This is a genomic window from Pseudoduganella albidiflava, from assembly GCF_004322755.1.
GTDB lineage: Bacteria > Pseudomonadota > Gammaproteobacteria > Burkholderiales > Burkholderiaceae_D > Rugamonas > Rugamonas albidiflava.
Genome location: NZ_CP036401.1, coordinates 2,043,556 through 2,059,977 on the forward strand (window position 1 = coordinate 2,043,556; position 16,422 = coordinate 2,059,977).

Below are 16,422 nucleotides of genomic sequence, written 5' to 3' on the forward strand. Positions count from 1 at the left end.
AGAGCGGGATCCCGGCCGGTTGCGCTCAAGCTTCCGCTCATCTTCATTCTTCCGTCGTATACTGGGCTCCCGACACTTCAAGCCAGCGCATCCATGATCATCAGCCCGGAAATCGACTTCTGGAACGACGCCATCCAGCCACCGACGGAACGGCGCCACGGCCCCGCGCCGGAGCACCTGCTCGCGGCACTGCGTACTTCCCATGCGGGGCTTGCGGCCGCCAGCGTGCCCGGTTTCGAGGCCGACCTGGCCCAGGCGCTGGGCAGCCTGCCGCCGGCCGTGCTGGCGCGGCTGCATCCCAACTGGCTGGGCGCCTGGGCCGTCGACGGGCTGGAGCGCGAGGCGCTGACGGACCTGGTGGTCACGCCGGATGGCGACTTCCTCGGCATCGTAACGCTGCTCGATGCCGGCAAGCTTGCCGATGCGAGCGCGAACGGCTGGGCCACGACGCGTGCCAGCGCGGTGTTCCCGTCGTCTCCGTCGCTGGTCGAGGTGCGCGTCGAGGAGGATGCCGCCGATACCCGCGCCAATGCGCTGCGCCTGCTGTTGCTGCGCGAGGCGGGCAAGGCGCTGGCGGCCGGCCGGCGCTTCATTCCCGACTGGTGGGCCGAGGGCGTGGCGGGCGAGTACTCGTTCCTGCCGCTGTCGTGGCAGGTGGACGACGCAGGCCATGTGGTGCCGGCCGATGACGCGCTGCGGCACGCCGGCCCCGATGCCGCCGCCGCATACCGCGCGCTGGACAGCACCGCGTGGCTGACGCCGGCCAGCGCGCAAAGCCCGCTCGACGACTTCGCCGAAGCGTTCGCGCTGTACGCGCACATCGTGCTGTCCGGCCGTCCCTACAGCGTGCGGGTGTTCGACGGCGCCACGCCGTACGACTACGTGCCGCGCTGGGATGCGCCGCGCCTGGCCGGCAAGCTGGCCCTGCTCAAGCGATTCGTGCCGGACGTGGCGCATGAACCCGATCCGCAGGTGGCCGCCGCCGCGCTGCCGTTCGCGCCGCTGGTGGGCACGGCGCCGCTGATGCGCCGCGCCTTCAACAAGATCGACATGGCACCGGTGGCGCAGGCCCTGCTGGCGCGCGCCGAAGCCGACCAGCTGGACGCCAACGCGTACCTGGATTTCGCCATCACGCTGCAACTGACGGGCGACCGCGACGTGGCGCTGGACGTGCAGGCCGAGGCGGTGCGCATCCGCCCGCACTACACGCTGCCGGCGCGGCAGGGCGAGATGCTGCGCCTGCTGGTGATCATGGGGCTGGGTGACCTGATGGCGAACACGCCGATCGAATTCCTGCTGGAAGACGCCGACGTCACGCTGGAAATGCTGTACGTGACCGCCGATGCGCCCTGGCCGGAGGTGGTGCCCGAGCACGACGTGATGATGGTGTGCATGGGCGAGAACGATACCAACCAGCCGCTGCTGGCCAGGCTGTCCGAGTGGATCGCGGGCTGGCCGCGCCCCGTACTCAACGGCCCGGAGCGGATCGCCGTGCTGTCGCGCGACGGTGTCTGCAACGCGCTGGCCGGCATCGATGGCGTGGAGATGCCGCAAACCGTGCGGCTGCCGCGCGCGCAGCTGGCCGCCCTCGCGGCCGCGCCGGACACCTTGCGCGAGATACTTCCGGACGGCGTGTTCCCCCTCATCGTGCGCCCGCTGGGATCGCACGCGGGCCATGACCTCGACAAGATCGATACGCCGGCCGACCTGGCGGCTTACCTGGAACGCGTGCCGGCCGAAGCGTTCTACCTGTCGCGCTTCGTCGATTATCGCGGCGCGAACGGCCTGTTCGGCAAGTACCGCGTGGTGCTGGTCGAGGGCGTGCCGTACCTGGCGCACTTCGCCAGTTCCGAGCACTGGATGGTGCACTATCTGAACGCCGGCATGGGGGAAAGCGCGGCCAAGCGCGCGCTGGAGGCGGAAGCGATGGAACACTTCGATGCCACCTTCGCGGCGCGCCACCGCGCCGCGCTGGCCGAGATCGACCGCCGCATCGGCCTGCCCTACGTGGGCATGGATTGCGCCGAGACGCCGGACGGCAAGCTGCTCGTGTTCGAAGTCGACAACGCCATGATCGTGCACGCGATGGATGACGAAGCCATGTACCCGTACAAGAAGCCCGCCATGCGCAAGATCTTTATCGCGTTCCGGCGGATGCTGGAGAATGCCCGTACCCGCCGCTGACGCATGTACCACCGGTGTCCGACACATTTTCCGGATGAAGCGCCCGGAAAAAATGTCCGACACCAGGCCGCCGATCCCGGCACGCCACGTTCTACCGCGCCGCCTCAAGCCGCTGCACCGCCAGCTCCTCGAGCCCCTTCAGCATCGCATCGATATCGCGCCGCTCGCTGCGATGGTTGACGATCGCCACGCGGATCGCCACCTTGCCCCGCAGCGTCGTCAGCGACGGCGCGGCGATGCCCGCTTCCTGCAAGTCGGCCACCAGCGCGGCATTGAAATCGTCGGCATCCAGGCCGTCCGCCATGCCGGTCACCATGCCGGTCACCTTATAGCGGAAGCACACGATGTTCAGCGACACCGGCGCCAGCAGCTCGAAGGCGGGGCGCTGGCGCACCTCGCCGGCCAGGTAACGGGCCAGCGCGCAGGTGCCGGCGATCGCCGCGCCCATCCGGTCGGCGCCATGGGCCTGCAGCGTGAACCAGGTCTTCAGCGCGCGGAAGGAGCGGGACAGGTCCGGCCCGAAATCGCACGGCCACGGCGACCCGCCGGCCATGCCGCGCGGTTCGCGTTTCAGGTAGCGGGGCGCCGCGGAGAAGGTGTCGCGGTGCAGCTCGCCGTCGCGCACCAGCACGAAGCCCGCGTCGTACGGCACCTGCGCCCACTTGTGGAAATCGAAGGCGATCGAGTCGGCCTGCTCGATGCCGTCGAGCAGTGGGGCCAGTTCCGCCGACAGCATCGCCATCGCGCCGAAGGCGCCGTCGACATGGAACCACAGGCCGTTGGCGCGGGCGATCGCCGCCACGCGCGCCAGCGGGTCGATCGCGGCGGTGTCCACGGTGCCGGCGGTGGCCGCCACGAAGAAGGGCCGCAGGCCGGCCCGCACGTCGGCGGCGATGGCCTGTTCCAGCGCCGCGGTGTCCATGCGGTAGGCGTCGTCGAGCGGCACCAGGCGCAGCGCGGCGCGGCCGATGCCGGTCAGGTCCATCGCCTGGGCGATGCAGTCGTGCGCCGCCGCCGACGTGTAGGCGACCAGGCCCTGTCCCATGCTGGCAAGGCCGGCGTCGCGGACTTCTAGCCCCAGCATGCGGCGGCGCGCCACCAGGACGGCGATCATGTTGGCCATCGATGTGCCGGTGACGAAAATGCCGCTGGCACCGGCCGGGAAGCGGAACAGCTCCGCCATCCAGCGCGCCACCTGGCGCTCGACTTCGACGGGAACCTGGTCGCGACCGCCGACGTTCGCGTTCAGCCCCGCCGCCAGCATCTCGGCCAGCATGCCGACCGGCGTGCCGCCGCCGTGCACCCAGCCGAAGAAGCCGGGGTGCGCATTGCCGACCGCGTAGGGCAGCACGTCGTCCATGAAGGTGCGATGGAGGCCGGCGAGGTCGCTGCCGGCGCGCGGCAGCGGCGCCTGGAATGTCGCGCGCACCTCGGCGGGCGCCGGCTGCCACACGGGCCGCTCGCGCAGGTGTTCCAGGTAGTCGAACATATCGTCGAGCATGCGGTGGCCCTGCTCGCGCAGCGCCGACCAGTCGTCGGGATCGAGGGAAGTCTTGTGCTCGGCCATGGCAGCTCCTTGTTGCGGATGGCGGCACTATACTTCACGGACGCGTCCGGCAGGCGCAGGGGACGCCGGGCTTATCCGCTCACGCTTACTTGCAAACGCTTACTTGCATACGCTTACTTGCAGGCGCTTGCTTGCAGGTGATTTGCTGATGCTTGTTTGCCGACGCTTGTTTGCCGACGCCCGCTTGCCAGCGCTTAGCGGCTCACGATCAGCTTCAGCCCCAGCGCGATGAACACGGCGCCGGCCATGCGGTCGAGCACCACGCCGGCCCGCGGCTTGCGGCTCAGCCATCCGCCGATGGCGCCGGCGAACCAGCCCAGGAGGCCGAACAGCACGGCCGCCTGCAGCGTGAACGTGACCCCCAGCGCGGCCAGCTGCCAGGGCGCGTCGCCGCGCGACGCCACCACGAACTGGGGCAGGAACGACAGGAAGAACAGGACCACCTTGGGATTGATGGCATTGGCCAGGCAGCCTTTCCAGAACAGCCGGGCAGGGGACTCGGCCGGCACTCCCGCCGCCGCGAGGTTGACGGCGCCGGCATGGCGCCAGGCACCCCAGCCCAGCTTGATCAGGTACAGGCCGCCCGCCACCTTCAGCACCGTGAACGCCGTCGGCGATGCCGCGATCAGCGCGCTGACGCCCACCACCGCCAGCACCGTATGGCTGAGGCACCCGAACGCGCAGCCCAGCCCGAACGCGATCCCCTGCCTGCGCCCCTTCGCCATCCCCATGCCGAGCACCATCAGGTTGTCGGGGCCGGGCGAGACCGTCAGCACCATCGCGGCCAGCAGGAAGGGGAAGAATTGGTCGGGTGTCAGCATCGGGGACTCGCGGGGGAAAAGCGCGAGTATACGGTACCGGCGGAGGTTGCTGGTGGCGTGGGAGAACCGGTGTGAGACGCTTATTTCGCATACATAAGCCACCCCAAGTGCAAATTCCGGGATCAGACCCGGCGGGTCTGACCCCAGCCCTTCGCTGTTGGGGTGAATTCATGCGTTTTCAATGTGTCGACTAACGCTTAACGTATTGGCATCAGTGTGTGACACCGGTGCTCGCCTGCCGCCGGCTACCGATGGACGCGCCGACTACCTCAAGGCGCAGCCGAAAACGACTCGTGCGACGGGAACCTGGCCATCATCCACTCGCGCCGCAGCTGCAGCGCGTCGACCACGTCGGCCGGCAGGGTGCCGATGGTTTCCGGGTCGTCGCTGGGCGTGTCTGCCAGCAGGCTGGCCAGGTGGATCACGCCGGCCAGCTGGCAGAACGGGCGGGCGGCCATCGGGTCGGACGAGCTTTCCAGCGCATGCACGATCCGGGCGGGGAAGTTCCAGCGGCGGCCCAGCTCGGCCGTGATCTGGCCTTCGGAAAAGCCCAGCAGGCGCTGTTCGCGTTCCCAGCGGCCGCCGGGCAGGTGCGGCTGCTGCTCGATTTCCGCGAACTGGGCGGGGGAGACCTGGTAGATCAGCAGTTCGCCCAGCCGCAGCATCATGCCGGCCAGCCAGGCTTCGCCGCCGTCGCAGCCCAGGCCCGTGGCCAGCCATTTCGAATAGCCGGCGCAGGCCATGCTGCTCTTCCAGAATTCGTCCGAGTCGAGGCCCGGCAGTTGCGGGAACGATTCGGCGAAGCAGGCGGCCAGCGCCAGCGTGCGGATGTGCGACAGGCCGGCCAGCGCCACCGCGTCGTCCAGCGAGCTCACGCCGCGCGAGAAGCCGAAGCGGGCGCTGTTCGCCAGGCGCATCAGCTTGGCCGTCAGGGCGGGGTCGCGGGCGATGATCGCGGCCACGCTCTTCGACGAGGCATCCTCGTCGTCGAGCGTGGCGATCAGGGCATGCGCCACCTCGGGGATGACGGGCAGTTTAACGTCGGCAAAGAACTGGGTAAGCGTGGGCATCGGTGTCTCTCGGTTGATCGGTGCGGCGCCGCTGTCCGGATGCCGCTGGGGCCAGTGTAAGCCGGGAAAGTGCCGGAATCGCTAAAAGATTGCTTATGATCAATGCCGACTGTTGCGGATACGCAAGTGTCCGCCAGGCAGGACCCGTCAGTCGTACTGCGCGCCCAGCGGCTGCCGGGGCGATTCCACGCCCGGCAACACCGGCGGCCCGGCCAGCACGACGCAATCGCGGCCTCCGGCTTTCGCCGCATACAGGGCGGCGTCGGCGCGCTTGATCACGGCGCCGATGTCCTCGTCCTGCGCGCGCGAGGCGATGCCGAACGACGCCGTGACCCGCAGGCCGGCCGGCCAGGCCGCCGCATGCAGCGCGGCGCGCAGCTTCTCGGCCAGCTGGCGCGCCTGTTCGGCACCGGTGGCGGGGCAGACGATCAGGAATTCCTCGCCGCCCCAGCGCACCAGCTTGTCGTTGGCGCGGATTTCCGAATGGATCGTCGCGGCGAAGTCGCGCAGCACGGCATCGCCGGTATCGTGGCCGTGCCGGTCGTTGACGCGCTTGAAGTGGTCGATGTCGGCGAACACCACCGCCATCGGCGGCGCCAGCAGCGATGAGGTGCTCATCAGCGCCGCCCGCAGCCCCTGCCGGTTCAGCGCCCCCGTCAGCGGATCGGTGTTGGCCTGCTCGACCAGTTCGCGCGCCTCCAGCTGCAGGGCGGCGTTGATTTCGCCCAGCAGGGCGAGGCGCCGGCCGCTGTCGCCCAGTTCGCGGCGCAGCTGCAGCGCGGCCAGGGCGGGCCAGCTGACCGCGCACAGGATCCACGCCGCCATCAGGCCCATGTACAGCTCGTCCGCGGTGAGCCACTTGCCATGCAGGCGCAGCGAGCGCAGTTCGATCACGTGCTCGCCGGCGGTGCTGGTGGCACCGGTCAGCAGTTCGATCCGCGTCACGTTATCGATGCGCATGTCGGTGTCGTCGAGCGGCACCTTCATGTAGTCGATCCACCACGTCGCGGTATGGAGCACGTTCAGCGGCACGCGGATGACGCCGGGCGCGCCCACCTCGAATTCGACTTCGTTGACCTTCTGCGACATCGGGTTGTCCAGCTTCGAGATGCCCGCTTCGAAGTTCAGCACCATCAGGCGCAGCGAGCGGCGCCCGGGGCCACGGTAGGTCACATCGAAGGACACGCTGTCGAACTCCGACAGGTCGATGCCGGACTCCGTATCGGAAATGGCGAACTGGTACTTGCAGGCCGGCCAGTCGATCGTGCGCGCCAGCTGGCAGCGCATCGTCAGCGCATTGCCGTGGCGTTCGAGCGATACGCGGCTGGTGCCGCCCATCCACCGGTCGTCCATGACGTCGCGCCGCACGTCGGGCCGCGTGGTCAGGTCGATCACCCGTTCCATGCCGTAGTGGTGCCACACCAGCAAGCCGGCCGTGATCATCGCCAGGGCGGCGATGACGCGGTGCATCAGGCGGTGCATGCGGCGGTTGGCTGGGGAAGAAGTCACTTTGAAATCGATTTCGGGACGAACCCCGCGACGATACTCTTGATATTGCCTATCATCAACTTATATTGCTATAAGTGTTGTGCGTGGCGCACGGCGGGATGGCACATTCTGCCGTAATCCCGCGCTCGGCCGCGCAGCATTGACTGACCGGCAACTCCCATGCAATATTGAATGTTCTTCCTGTTAAGAAAGCGATTGCATGCGTCATCTCCTCACCGCACTTTCCCTCGCGCTCGCCGCCGCCGGCGCCAGCGCGCAGGCGCCTTCCGGCACCGTGGCCGACCGCATCTCGGCCGATTCGCTGCGCGGCCACCTGTCGTTCCTCTCCTCGGACCTGCTGGAAGGGCGGGGCACGCCGTCGCGCGGACTGGACCTGGCGGCCGAGTACATCGCCGCGCAATTCCGCCGCGCCGGCCTGGAAGCGGTGGGCGACGACGGCTATTTCCAGACGGCCCACTGGCAGCAGGCGCAGCGCGATGCGCGGGACTTCACGTTCACCGTGCAGGCGGGCGGCAAGACTTTCGCCGTGCCGCACTCGGCGGCCACCGCCAATTTCGTGCAGCCGGTGGCGCTGGCGGCCACGGGCGTGGTGCGCATGACATGGCAGGAAGCGCTGGCGGCGGGATCGGAAGTCGACGGCAAGGTGCTCGTGGTGCCCGCCGCGGCGGTGCCCGACGCCGCCGGGGTGCTGCGCGCCGGCCTGAAGTCGCGCCCGGCCCTGGTGGTGCTGGCCGATACCAAGGGCTACCAGCGCAACCGGGGCGACGGCTGGCTGATCGATCCGGAGCAGGTGGCGCCCGCCGGCGCTGCTCCGGTCGTCGTGCTGCACGACGCGGCGGCCGCCACGGCGCTGCAGGAGGCCGGCGCCACCGTGGCCGCCACGATCGCCGTGCCCCAGTTGCGCGCGGTGAAGCTGCGCAACGTCATCGGCGTGTTGCGCGGCACCGATCCGGCGCTGAAGAATACCTATGCGATGCTGACGGCGCACTACGACCACCTGGGCATCCGCGACGGCGTGATCCATAACGGCGCCAACGACGACGGCAGCGGCACGGTAGCGGTGATCGACATCGCCGCCGCGCTGGCCGCCGAGAAGACCCGCCCGCGCCGCAGCATCGTGTTCATGGCGCTGTTCGGCGAGGAACTCGGCCTGCTCGGCTCGCGCTACTACGGCCGCCATCCGGTCTTCCCGCTGAAGGACACGGTGGCGCACCTGAACCTGGAACAGATCGGCCGCACCGACGACAGCGAAGGCGCCCAGGTGGGCACCGCCACGCTGACCGGCTTCGATTATTCCACCGTGACCGAGTACCTGAAGAAGGCCGGCGAGCGCTCCGGCGTGCGCCTGTGGAAGCACGAGGCCAACAGCGACCGCTACTTCGCCCGCAGCGACAACCAGGCGCTGGCCGACGTGGGCGTACCCGCGCACACGCTGGCCGTGGCCTTCGGCTTCCCCGACTACCACGGCAAGGACGACGACTGGTCAAAGCTGGACTACGACAACATGGCGCGCGTCACGCGCATGGTCGCGCTGGGGCTGCAGGACATCGCCAACGATGCGAAGCGGCCGGCGTGGACCAATGCGCCGAAAGCCGCGCCGTACCTGGAGGCGGGAAGGAAGCTGATGGGGCAGTAGGGGGTGATCAGGTCGCAGGAGCTTGGCGCCTGGTGTCAGACATTATTTTCGCAGGAAAATAGTGTCTGACATCGGTTTTAACGTGCGGTGGCAGGGGCCGGCGTCAAGCGGGCAGGCGATCCGACGGAGCCTGGCTGCGGCTCAGTGCCAGGTCGCGCAGTACCAGGTCGCGCAGTACAAGATCGTTGTAAAGCACGACCATGTTCGCTGATACGAACATCGGCACCAGGGCCGTGACGGCGGCCGAAAGCAGCAATGCGACGATCGCCCCGGCCAGGTTATCGGGCAGCGATACCGTGCTGATGTCGAAGCGATCGACCAATACCGCCACTCCAAGGACAAGGCAGTAGCCGATCGCCACGCGCCACCAGTGTCCCCGCACCAGGCGCCGGCTGGCCTTGAGCGCTTCGACCGGTCGCACACCGTCGATGACCAGCGCAGGCCACCAGAACGACAGCGCGACAAACAGGTAAAGGCCGGGCAGCAGCAGCAAAACCGCGCCGCTGCCCACCGCCAGCATGAACAGCGCGGATGCCGCCAGGCACGGCAGCAGGCAACGCAGGCCGCGCGCCAGCGACTCGCGCGCGGTCGCAGGGCGCGCGTGGGCGCAGGCATGGACCTGGTGGAGCAGCGGCGACATCAGCGCCGGGCACAGCAGCAGTAGCAGGGCGCACAGGTAAAGGATCCACTCCCGGTCGCCATGCTCGCCGGCGACCCAGACCCCCAGGCCGAGCAGACCAAGCAGGAGCGCCACCGGCGCCAGCGCATACGGCAGGACCCGCAGGAAACTCTTGAAGAACAGGCGTTGCGTGGCACGCCCGACGTCGATCCAGCCCAGCGGAGTCGAGGATATGGTGAACATGTCGTGATCTTTCGATAACATTTGACATCGAGAACATATCCTCCTGCCGGGCGCGCGTCAACCGCAAGACGGTGCATGATAGTCACGCAAGCGGCATGCCACTAGCGCCAGTATTTAACCCAAGGGCGAAGGGCTGGGGTCAGACCCGCCGGGTCTGACCCCGGATTTTGCATGGGGTTGGCTAGAACAGCACCCGCTGCCGGCTCGTCAACCCTGTAAAACTATCCCCCAAAAACGGCAGGATCGCATCGGCGATGGGCTTCAGCTGCCGGTCCAGGTAGTGCGCATAGTCGATCGGCGAGCGGCGCCGTTCCAGCGGTTCGGGGCCGGCGGTGGTCATCAGGTAGCGGATCCAGCCGCGGTTCTGGTATTGCAGCGGGCGGCCCTGCGCGGCGTTGACTTCGTCGGCGATGCGGGCGGCGCGCACGTGCGGCGGCACATTGCGGTCGTAGTCGCCCAGCGCGCGGCGCAGCCGCTTGCGGTAGACCAGCAGTTCATCGAGTTCGCCGCGCAGCATCCGTTCGGCATAGTCGCGCACATAGTCCCGGTAGGGTTCGTTGCGGAAGACCAGGCCGTACAGCGTCTGCTGGAATTGCTGGGCCAGCGGCGTCCAGTCGGTGCGCACCGTTTCCAGGCCCTTGAAGACGATGTCGTCGCTGCCGTCGGGGCGCAGCACCAGGCCGGCGTAGCGCTTCTTGCTGCCTTCGTCGGAATCGCGTACGGTCGGCATCAGGAAGCGGCGGTAGTGCGTTTCGTATTGCAGTTCCAGCGCGCTTGCCAGCTTGAACTCGTCCCGCAGGTGCGCCTGCCACCACGCGTTGACGTGGGCGACCAGCGCGCGGCCGATGTCGTCCGCTTCCCGCGTGCCGTGGCCGCGGCCCAGCCACACGAAGGTGGAATCGGTATCGCCGTAGATCACCTGGTAGCCCCGTTCCTCGATCAGTTCGCGCGTGCGGTGCATGATCTCGTGGCCGCGCATGGTGATCGACGATGCCAGCCGCGGGTCGAAGAACCGGCAGCCGGACGAGCCCAGCACGCCGTAGAAGGCATTCATGATGATCTTCAGGGCCTGCGACAGCGGCTTGTTGCCATCGCGCTTGGCCGCCTCGCGGCCCTGCCAGACCCGCGTGACGATCTCCGGCAGGCAGTGCGCCTTGCGCGAGAAGCGCGCGCCCCGGAACCCGGGCACGGTATCGCTTTCCGGCTCGCGCAGGCCTTCGATCAGGCCGACCGGATCGATCAGGAAGGTGCGGATGATGGACGGGTACAGGCTCTTGTAGTCGAGCACCAGCACCGAATCGTACAGCCCGGAGCGCGAATCCATCACGAAGCCGCCCGGGCTGTCCGCATTGGCCACGTCGCCCAGCCGCGGCGCCACGAAGCCGGCGCGGTGCATCAGCGGCATGTAGGAATGCTCGAAGGCGGCCACCGAGCCGCCACTGCGGTCGGCCGGCAGGCCCGTCACGCTGGCGCGCTCCAGCAGGAAGTCGAGGATGCCCGTGTGCGCGAAGATGCGCGTGACCAGTTCGCAGTCCTTCAGGTTGTAGCGGGCCAGCGCCGGCTTGTCCTCGGCGAACAGGCGGTTGATCTCGTCCATGCGGTCGTACGGATTGTCGATCGCCTTGCCTTCGCCCAGCAGGGTCTGCGCCACGTTCTCCAGGCTGAACGAGGCGAAGCTCCAGGTGGCCGAGCGCAGCGCCTCGATGCCGTCGATCAGCAGTCGGCCCGGCGCGGCCGCGAAGAAGTGCTGGCCATTGGTGTGCTCGCGCCATTCCATCGGCGTGCCGCCGCGGCCCAGCAGCAGCGGCACGCCGAAGCGTTCCGCATGCTTCTGCAGCACGCGCAGGTCGAACTGGATGACGTTCCAGCCGATCACCGCATCCGGATCGTGGCGCGCCATCCAGCCGTTCAGCCGCGCCAGCAGTTCCGGGCGGTCGGCGCAATACGTGAGGTCGAAGTCGATGCCGGCCGGGTCGCCGTTCGGCGGTCCCAGCATGTACACGTCGCGCGCGCCGCAGCCTTCCACCGCGATCGAGTACAGGTCCCCGTGCGCGGTGGTCTCGATATCGAGCGACGCCAGGCGCAGCGCCGGGCGGTAGCCGTAGTGCGGCTTGAGCCGCGCGTCGACGACGATGCCTCGAGCTTGTTGGTCTTCCTTGCCCTCCCAGCACACGGATGCCGTGATGAAGCGTTCCATCAGGTAGCGTTCGGGAGGCCGCACGTCGGCTTCGTAGACGTCGATGCCGTGCTCGCGCAGGCGCTTTTCCAGCTTCAGGAGTTGCCGGTAATGGCGGCAATACAGGCCGGCGACGGGGCGGTGGCGGAAGTCGCGCAAGGCCAGCGGCCGCAGTTCGCAGCCGCGCTCCGCGCGGAGCACCGCCTGCGCCGCCTCCAGCCACTCGGCCGGGATGAACGCGACCGACGGCTGCGGCGGCAGCCGCACGCAGCGCGGACCGTCTTCGGTGGCGATCCAGAATTCGACTTCGGTGCCGGCGTCGGTATCGCGCCAGTGGCGGGTCAGCAGGAAGCCGCAGCGCGGCCCGGCGGCCGGCGTGCCGTTTGCCTGCATGTCATTGGCGTACGTCGGATCTGGCGACGATGCATCGGTATGCCCGTCATCCGCCTGCGGTTCGTCCATCTGTGTTTCGCCCGGTGGTTCGTGGCCCGCCTGCGCGCCGGTCACGGCGCGGCGCGCCAGACTACGCGGTCGCGGCCGGCCTGCTTGGCATGGTACAGGTGCGCATCGGCGGCCGCGAACAGCGCCGCCGCGTCCTCGCCGGGCAGCAGCGTGGCGCCGCCGACACTGGCTGTCAGCAGCGGCCCCACCGGCGACGCCACGTGGTCGATCGCCAGCCGGCCCAGCGCATCGCGCAGCTGGTCCACCACCGCGCCGGCCGTGGCGGCATCCGCGCCCGGCATCAGCAGCACGAGTTCCTCGCCGCCGTAGCGCGCCGCCAGGTCGCCGGGGCCGCGCACGCTGGCGGCGGCCGTGCGCGCCACGGCGCGCAGCGCGCGGTCGCCGGCCGGGTGGCCGTAGTGGTCGTTGTACTGCTTGAACGCGTCGATGTCGAGCAGCGCCAGCGACAGCGGCGTGCCGCGCCGGCGCGCCAGCGCATGTTCCGCTTCGAATGTCTCGTCGAAGCGGCGCCGGTTGGCCAGTTCCGTCAGCCCGTCCACGTGCGCCAGGCGCTCCAGCATGCGGCGCTGGCGCACCATCTGCAGGTGCAGGGCCACGCGCGCCATCACCACGGTGGCGTTGAACGGCTTGGCGATGTAGTCGGAGGCACCCAGTTTCAGGCCCTGCGCTTCGTCCTCGGGCCGGCCCAGGCCGGAAACGAAGATCACCGCGATGTCCGCCGTGCGCGGATCGTCGCGCAGCCGGCGCAGCACTTCGAAGCCATCCATGTCCGGCATCAGCACATCCAGCAGGATCAGGTCGGGCAGGTGGCGCGTGGCACGTTCCAGCGCCTGCGTGCCATCCTTGGCAAGCAGCACGGTGTACTCGGGTTTCAGCAGCTCGGCGAGCACGCCGCGGTTGATCGCGTCGTCATCGGCCACCAGCACTTTTTGCAAGGCGTTCATGCAGGGTCTTCGAGGGTCGTATCCAGCGCATGCGCCAGGCGGCCCAGCGGTTGGATTGCCGCATGATACTCGATATCGGCGACGGCCCGCCCGATCCCGGCCAGCAGGGCGCCATGGCCGGCCACGGCGGGCAGCGCCTGCAGTTCGCGCAGAAGGTCTTCGGCGCGGGCATCGTCGGCGTGCAGGCAGGCGGCCAGCTCGCGCAGCAGGGCCCGCACGTCGGTGCCGCCGGCGCGCGCCACTGCCGGCGCGGCGGCCAGCGGTGCCAGGCCAACCAGCAGCGCCTGCAGCACGCCGGCCAGTTCGGCCACCAGCACGGCGAGGCCGCCGGAATCATTCGCATGGATACCGGCGTCGGGTCCGGCGCGCAGCCCATGCTCGACGCTGCCGGCCACCCGCGACAGGTCGGTGGCGCCGATGTAGGCTGCGCTCGACTTCAGGTTGTGCGCCAGCGTCGCCACCGTGTCGCGATCGCCGGCCGCCAGCGCGGCGCGCAGCGCCGCCGGCGCGGCCCCATACTCGCGCACGAAGCCATCGAGCCGCTTCTGCAGCCGGGCACGCTGGCCATCGACGCCGGCCAGCGCGGCATGCCAGTCGACGCCCGGCAGCACCGGCAGCTGCGCGGCTTCCTGCGTCGGCTGCTGCATGGCTTCGCGGGTTCCCGCTTGCGACGCTTCCCACGGCGCCGGTACCACCGCCGGCAGCGGCGGGGCGGCGCGGCCGGCCAGGCGGGCCGGGTCGATCCAGCGCAGCAGCGCGGCAAACAGCAGTTCCGGGTCGATCGGCTTGACCAAGTGGCCGTTCATGCCCGCCGCCAGGCTCTTTTCCAGGTCGCCCGCCAGCGCGTGCGCCGTCATCGCCACGATGGGCAGGCCGACGCGGCCGGGCAGGGTGCGGATGCGCCGCGCGGCCGTCAGGCCATCCATGCCGTGCATCTGGATATCCATCAGTACCAGGTCGTAGTCGTGCGCCTGCACCATGCGCAGCGCGTCCAGGCCGCTGGTGGCCGCGTCCACGCGCAGCGGCGCGGCCGCCATGAAGTCCAGCGCTACTTCGCGGTTGTTGGCGTTGTCGTCCACCAGCAGCACACGGGCGCCCGCCAGGCGCGCCAGGCCGGCCTGCGACGGTACGGCCGCGGGGCCGCCGCGGGCCGCCGCATCGGGGCGCAACAGCGCGGCGCCAGCGTCGGCGACGCCGGCATGGATGGTGAACATGAAGGTGCTGCCCACGCCGGGGCGGCTGTGCACCGTGATCCGGCCGCCCATCAGCTGCACCAGCTGCTGCGAGATCGTCAGGCCCAGCCCCGTGCCGCCATAGCGGCGGGTCATCGAGGCGTCGCCCTGGCTGAAGGCGTGGAACAGGCTGGCCAGCTCGTCCTCGCCCATGCCGATGCCGGTATCGCTGATGGAAAAGCGCAGCGCCACGCCGGCCGAACCGTCGCCCGCGGCCGGGCCGTCCACTTCCACCGCCACCACCACCTCGCCCCGCTCGGTGAACTTGAGGGCGTTGCCGGTGAGGTTCAGCAGCACCTGGCCCAGCCGCAGCGGGTCGCCGACCAGCGCCGGGGGCACGCCGGGGCCGACGCGGAACAGCAGCGCCACCGCGCGCCCCTTGTTCGTGCCCTCATGTGTCGCCTCGTATGCTCCCTCCTGCGCCGGCGCCGCCAGGCTGGCCAGGTTGTCGAGCAGTGCCTGCACGCTGAACGGCACCCGTTCCAGCGTCATCTTGCCGGCCTCGATCTTGGAAAAGTCGAGGATGTCGTTGATGATGCCCAGCAGGTGCTCGCCGGCGCCGAGGATCTTGACCAGGTAGTTGCGCAGCCGCGCGTCCGGGCCGGCCATCAGTGCCAGCCGGCTCATGCCGAGGATCGCATTCATCGGCGTGCGGATCTCGTGGCTCATGTTGGCCATGAACTGGGCCTTCAGCCGCGCCGCCGCCTCGGCGCGCAGCATGGCCGTCTGCATGCCCTGCGTGCGCAGGCCGAGGATGCGCATGTACACCAGCATGTCGACCGCGCTGGCCAGCTGCAGCGCATGCATGGTCCAGAAGGCGGCCTCCAGCTGGCCGGCGAAGACCTGCCCGAGAACCACCGCGCCCGTGAAGGAAATGATCCAGCTGAAGGTGAAGTACCAGCCCACCGGATCGCCGCGCCGCATCAGCCGCCACGCCCCGGGCAAGCCGAACAGCTTGGGCGCGGCACCCAGCGTGGAGACCACCAGCAGCAGGCCGTTCATCGGCAGGATGTCGAGCGCATAGGTGACGGCGGTGAGCGCCATCAGCATCGCGCAGCCTTTCATCAGCAGGCTGAAGCGCCGGTCCATGCCGCGCCGCGCCAGTACCTGCTCGACGAACAGGTAGGAGCCACAGGAGGCGATCATCGCCGTGATGCCGCCGGCATGCTCGATCATCCAGCGGTTGCCCGGCCACAGGTATTGCTGGCCGATGCCGAAGAAGTCGACGCCGTACAGCGCCAGGCCGAAGGTGGCCAGCGCGAACTTGCCGAAGGTGTTGTCGCGCAGCGTGACCCAGTGCGACAGGCTGTAGACCAGCAGGCAGAAGGCCAGGCCGGCCAGCAGGCCCTGGATCATCTGCTCGAGCAGTTCCGTGCGGTGGAAATGCGCGGCCTTCTCCAGCCGCACCGGCAGGATGATCGGGCCGCGCGCCTCGACCCGCAGCAGCAGCGTGTGTTCGCCCTGCGGCAGCGTGAGCACGAAGGCGGGTACGCGCGCACCCATGTGCGGCTCGGGCGGCGGCAGGCGGTTGCCGGCGGCCTGGTGGCCGCCGGGACGGCCATCCGTGACGATCCACGTATCGACCCGGCCCAGCAGCGCATAGTTCAGGGCCAGCACCCACTGGCCGTTCGCGCCGGCGGGCACTTGCACCGGGATGCGCAGCCACAGCACCCGCTCGTACTTGCCGGTGGTGCCGCGTGCCAGCGCCGGGGGGGCGAACCGGTCGCGTGCCGCGAGGGCGGCAGCCGCGTCGAGCCGGTGGTCCGGGTCGGACAGCACCGTCATCGCCGACCACGCGTCGGCCTCGTCCCGCGCGTCGTCCAGCACGACCGGCGCGGCCGCGGCCAGCGTGCTCCAGCCGAAGGCCATGGCGGCGAGTACCAGGCGCAGGATGGCAAGGACCGCCGCGGGCAGCGCCGCGCCGCTGCGGACGGGCTGGCTGGATGGGTGCATGGCGCT

General features: G+C 69.4%; 10 protein-coding genes. 2 read left to right on the plus strand and 8 right to left on the minus strand.

Features of this window, described 5'->3' with window-relative positions; all coding sequences use genetic code 11:
* The first annotated feature begins 93 nt into the window (after positions 1-93).
* Positions 94-2,184 carry an ATP-grasp domain-containing protein gene (locus tag EYF70_RS31555; protein ID WP_229420762.1) on the plus strand — a complete coding sequence of 697 codons (2,091 nt, stop codon included), beginning with the start codon at positions 94-96 and terminating at the stop codon, positions 2,182-2,184.
* Between the two features lie 91 nt (positions 2,185-2,275).
* Here the strand turns inward: EYF70_RS31555 and EYF70_RS08685 are convergent, their stop codons facing one another.
* The 4 genes from EYF70_RS08685 to EYF70_RS08700 form a co-directional block, all read right to left on the minus strand.
* On the minus strand, positions 2,276-3,751 hold the full coding sequence (locus tag EYF70_RS08685) for a pyridoxal phosphate-dependent decarboxylase family protein (protein WP_229420763.1): 1,476 nt from the start codon (positions 3,749-3,751) through the stop codon (positions 2,276-2,278).
* Between the two features lie 194 nt (positions 3,752-3,945).
* The gene (locus tag EYF70_RS08690) at positions 3,946-4,572 is read right to left on the minus strand and encodes a LysE family translocator (RefSeq protein WP_131145043.1); all 627 of its coding nucleotides are present in this window, start codon (positions 4,570-4,572) and stop codon (positions 3,946-3,948) included.
* A gap of 269 nt (positions 4,573-4,841) precedes the next feature.
* The gene (locus EYF70_RS08695) at positions 4,842-5,642 is read right to left on the minus strand and encodes an HDOD domain-containing protein (protein WP_131145044.1); all 801 of its coding nucleotides are present in this window, start codon (positions 5,640-5,642) and stop codon (positions 4,842-4,844) included.
* Between the two features lie 147 nt (positions 5,643-5,789).
* Positions 5,790-7,151: a GGDEF domain-containing protein gene (locus EYF70_RS08700; RefSeq protein ID WP_131145045.1), complete on the minus strand. Its 1,362-nt coding sequence runs from the start codon at positions 7,149-7,151 to the stop codon at positions 5,790-5,792.
* A gap of 199 nt (positions 7,152-7,350) precedes the next feature.
* Here EYF70_RS08700 and EYF70_RS08705 point away from each other — a divergent pair, with 199 nt between their 5' ends.
* Positions 7,351-8,787 carry a M28 family peptidase gene (locus EYF70_RS08705; RefSeq protein WP_131145046.1) on the plus strand — a complete coding sequence of 479 codons (1,437 nt, stop codon included), beginning with the start codon at positions 7,351-7,353 and terminating at the stop codon, positions 8,785-8,787.
* A 103-nt stretch (positions 8,788-8,890) separates the two neighbouring features.
* On the opposite strand, the gene EYF70_RS08710 is transcribed toward EYF70_RS08705, so the two are convergent.
* From EYF70_RS08710 to EYF70_RS08725, 4 genes are all read right to left on the minus strand, one after another.
* Positions 8,891-9,649 (minus strand): DUF7847 domain-containing protein, encoded by a 759-nt coding sequence (locus tag EYF70_RS08710; protein ID WP_131145047.1) that lies wholly within the window; start codon positions 9,647-9,649, stop codon positions 8,891-8,893.
* Positions 9,650-9,830: 181 nt separating this feature from the next.
* On the minus strand, positions 9,831-12,218 hold the full coding sequence (locus EYF70_RS08715; protein WP_131148978.1) for a DNA polymerase II: 2,388 nt from the start codon (positions 12,216-12,218) through the stop codon (positions 9,831-9,833).
* A gap of 110 nt (positions 12,219-12,328) precedes the next feature.
* Positions 12,329-13,231, minus strand: a complete 903-nt coding sequence (locus tag EYF70_RS08720) for a diguanylate cyclase (protein WP_131145048.1) — start codon at positions 13,229-13,231, stop codon at positions 12,329-12,331.
* The gene (locus EYF70_RS08725; protein ID WP_131145049.1) at positions 13,228-16,416 is read right to left on the minus strand and encodes a hybrid sensor histidine kinase/response regulator family protein; all 3,189 of its coding nucleotides are present in this window, start codon (positions 16,414-16,416) and stop codon (positions 13,228-13,230) included. Before EYF70_RS08725 ends, EYF70_RS08720 begins: the two co-directional genes overlap by 4 nt.
* Positions 16,417-16,422: the final 6 nt, after the last annotated feature.

What these genes read in the sequence shown, in the direction of transcription:
- EYF70_RS31555 (WP_229420762.1), top strand. Translation starts at nt 94, where the DNA reads ATGATCATCAGCCCGGAAATCGACTTCTGGAACGACGCCATCCAGCCA.
- EYF70_RS08685 (WP_229420763.1), bottom strand. Translation starts at nt 3,751, where the DNA reads ATGGCCGAGCACAAGACTTCCCTCGATCCCGACGACTGGTCGGCGCTG.
- EYF70_RS08690 (WP_131145043.1), bottom strand. Translation starts at nt 4,572, where the DNA reads ATGCTGACACCCGACCAATTCTTCCCCTTCCTGCTGGCCGCGATGGTG.
- EYF70_RS08695 (WP_131145044.1), bottom strand. Translation starts at nt 5,642, where the DNA reads ATGCCCACGCTTACCCAGTTCTTTGCCGACGTTAAACTGCCCGTCATC.
- EYF70_RS08705 (WP_131145046.1), top strand. Translation starts at nt 7,351, where the DNA reads ATGCGTCATCTCCTCACCGCACTTTCCCTCGCGCTCGCCGCCGCCGGC.
- EYF70_RS08710 (WP_131145047.1), bottom strand. Translation starts at nt 9,649, where the DNA reads ATGTTCACCATATCCTCGACTCCGCTGGGCTGGATCGACGTCGGGCGT.
- EYF70_RS08715 (WP_131148978.1), bottom strand. Translation starts at nt 12,218, where the DNA reads ATGCAGGCAAACGGCACGCCGGCCGCCGGGCCGCGCTGCGGCTTCCTG.
- EYF70_RS08720 (WP_131145048.1), bottom strand. Translation starts at nt 13,231, where the DNA reads ATGAACGCCTTGCAAAAAGTGCTGGTGGCCGATGACGACGCGATCAAC.
- EYF70_RS08725 (WP_131145049.1), bottom strand. Translation starts at nt 16,416, where the DNA reads ATGCACCCATCCAGCCAGCCCGTCCGCAGCGGCGCGGCGCTGCCCGCG.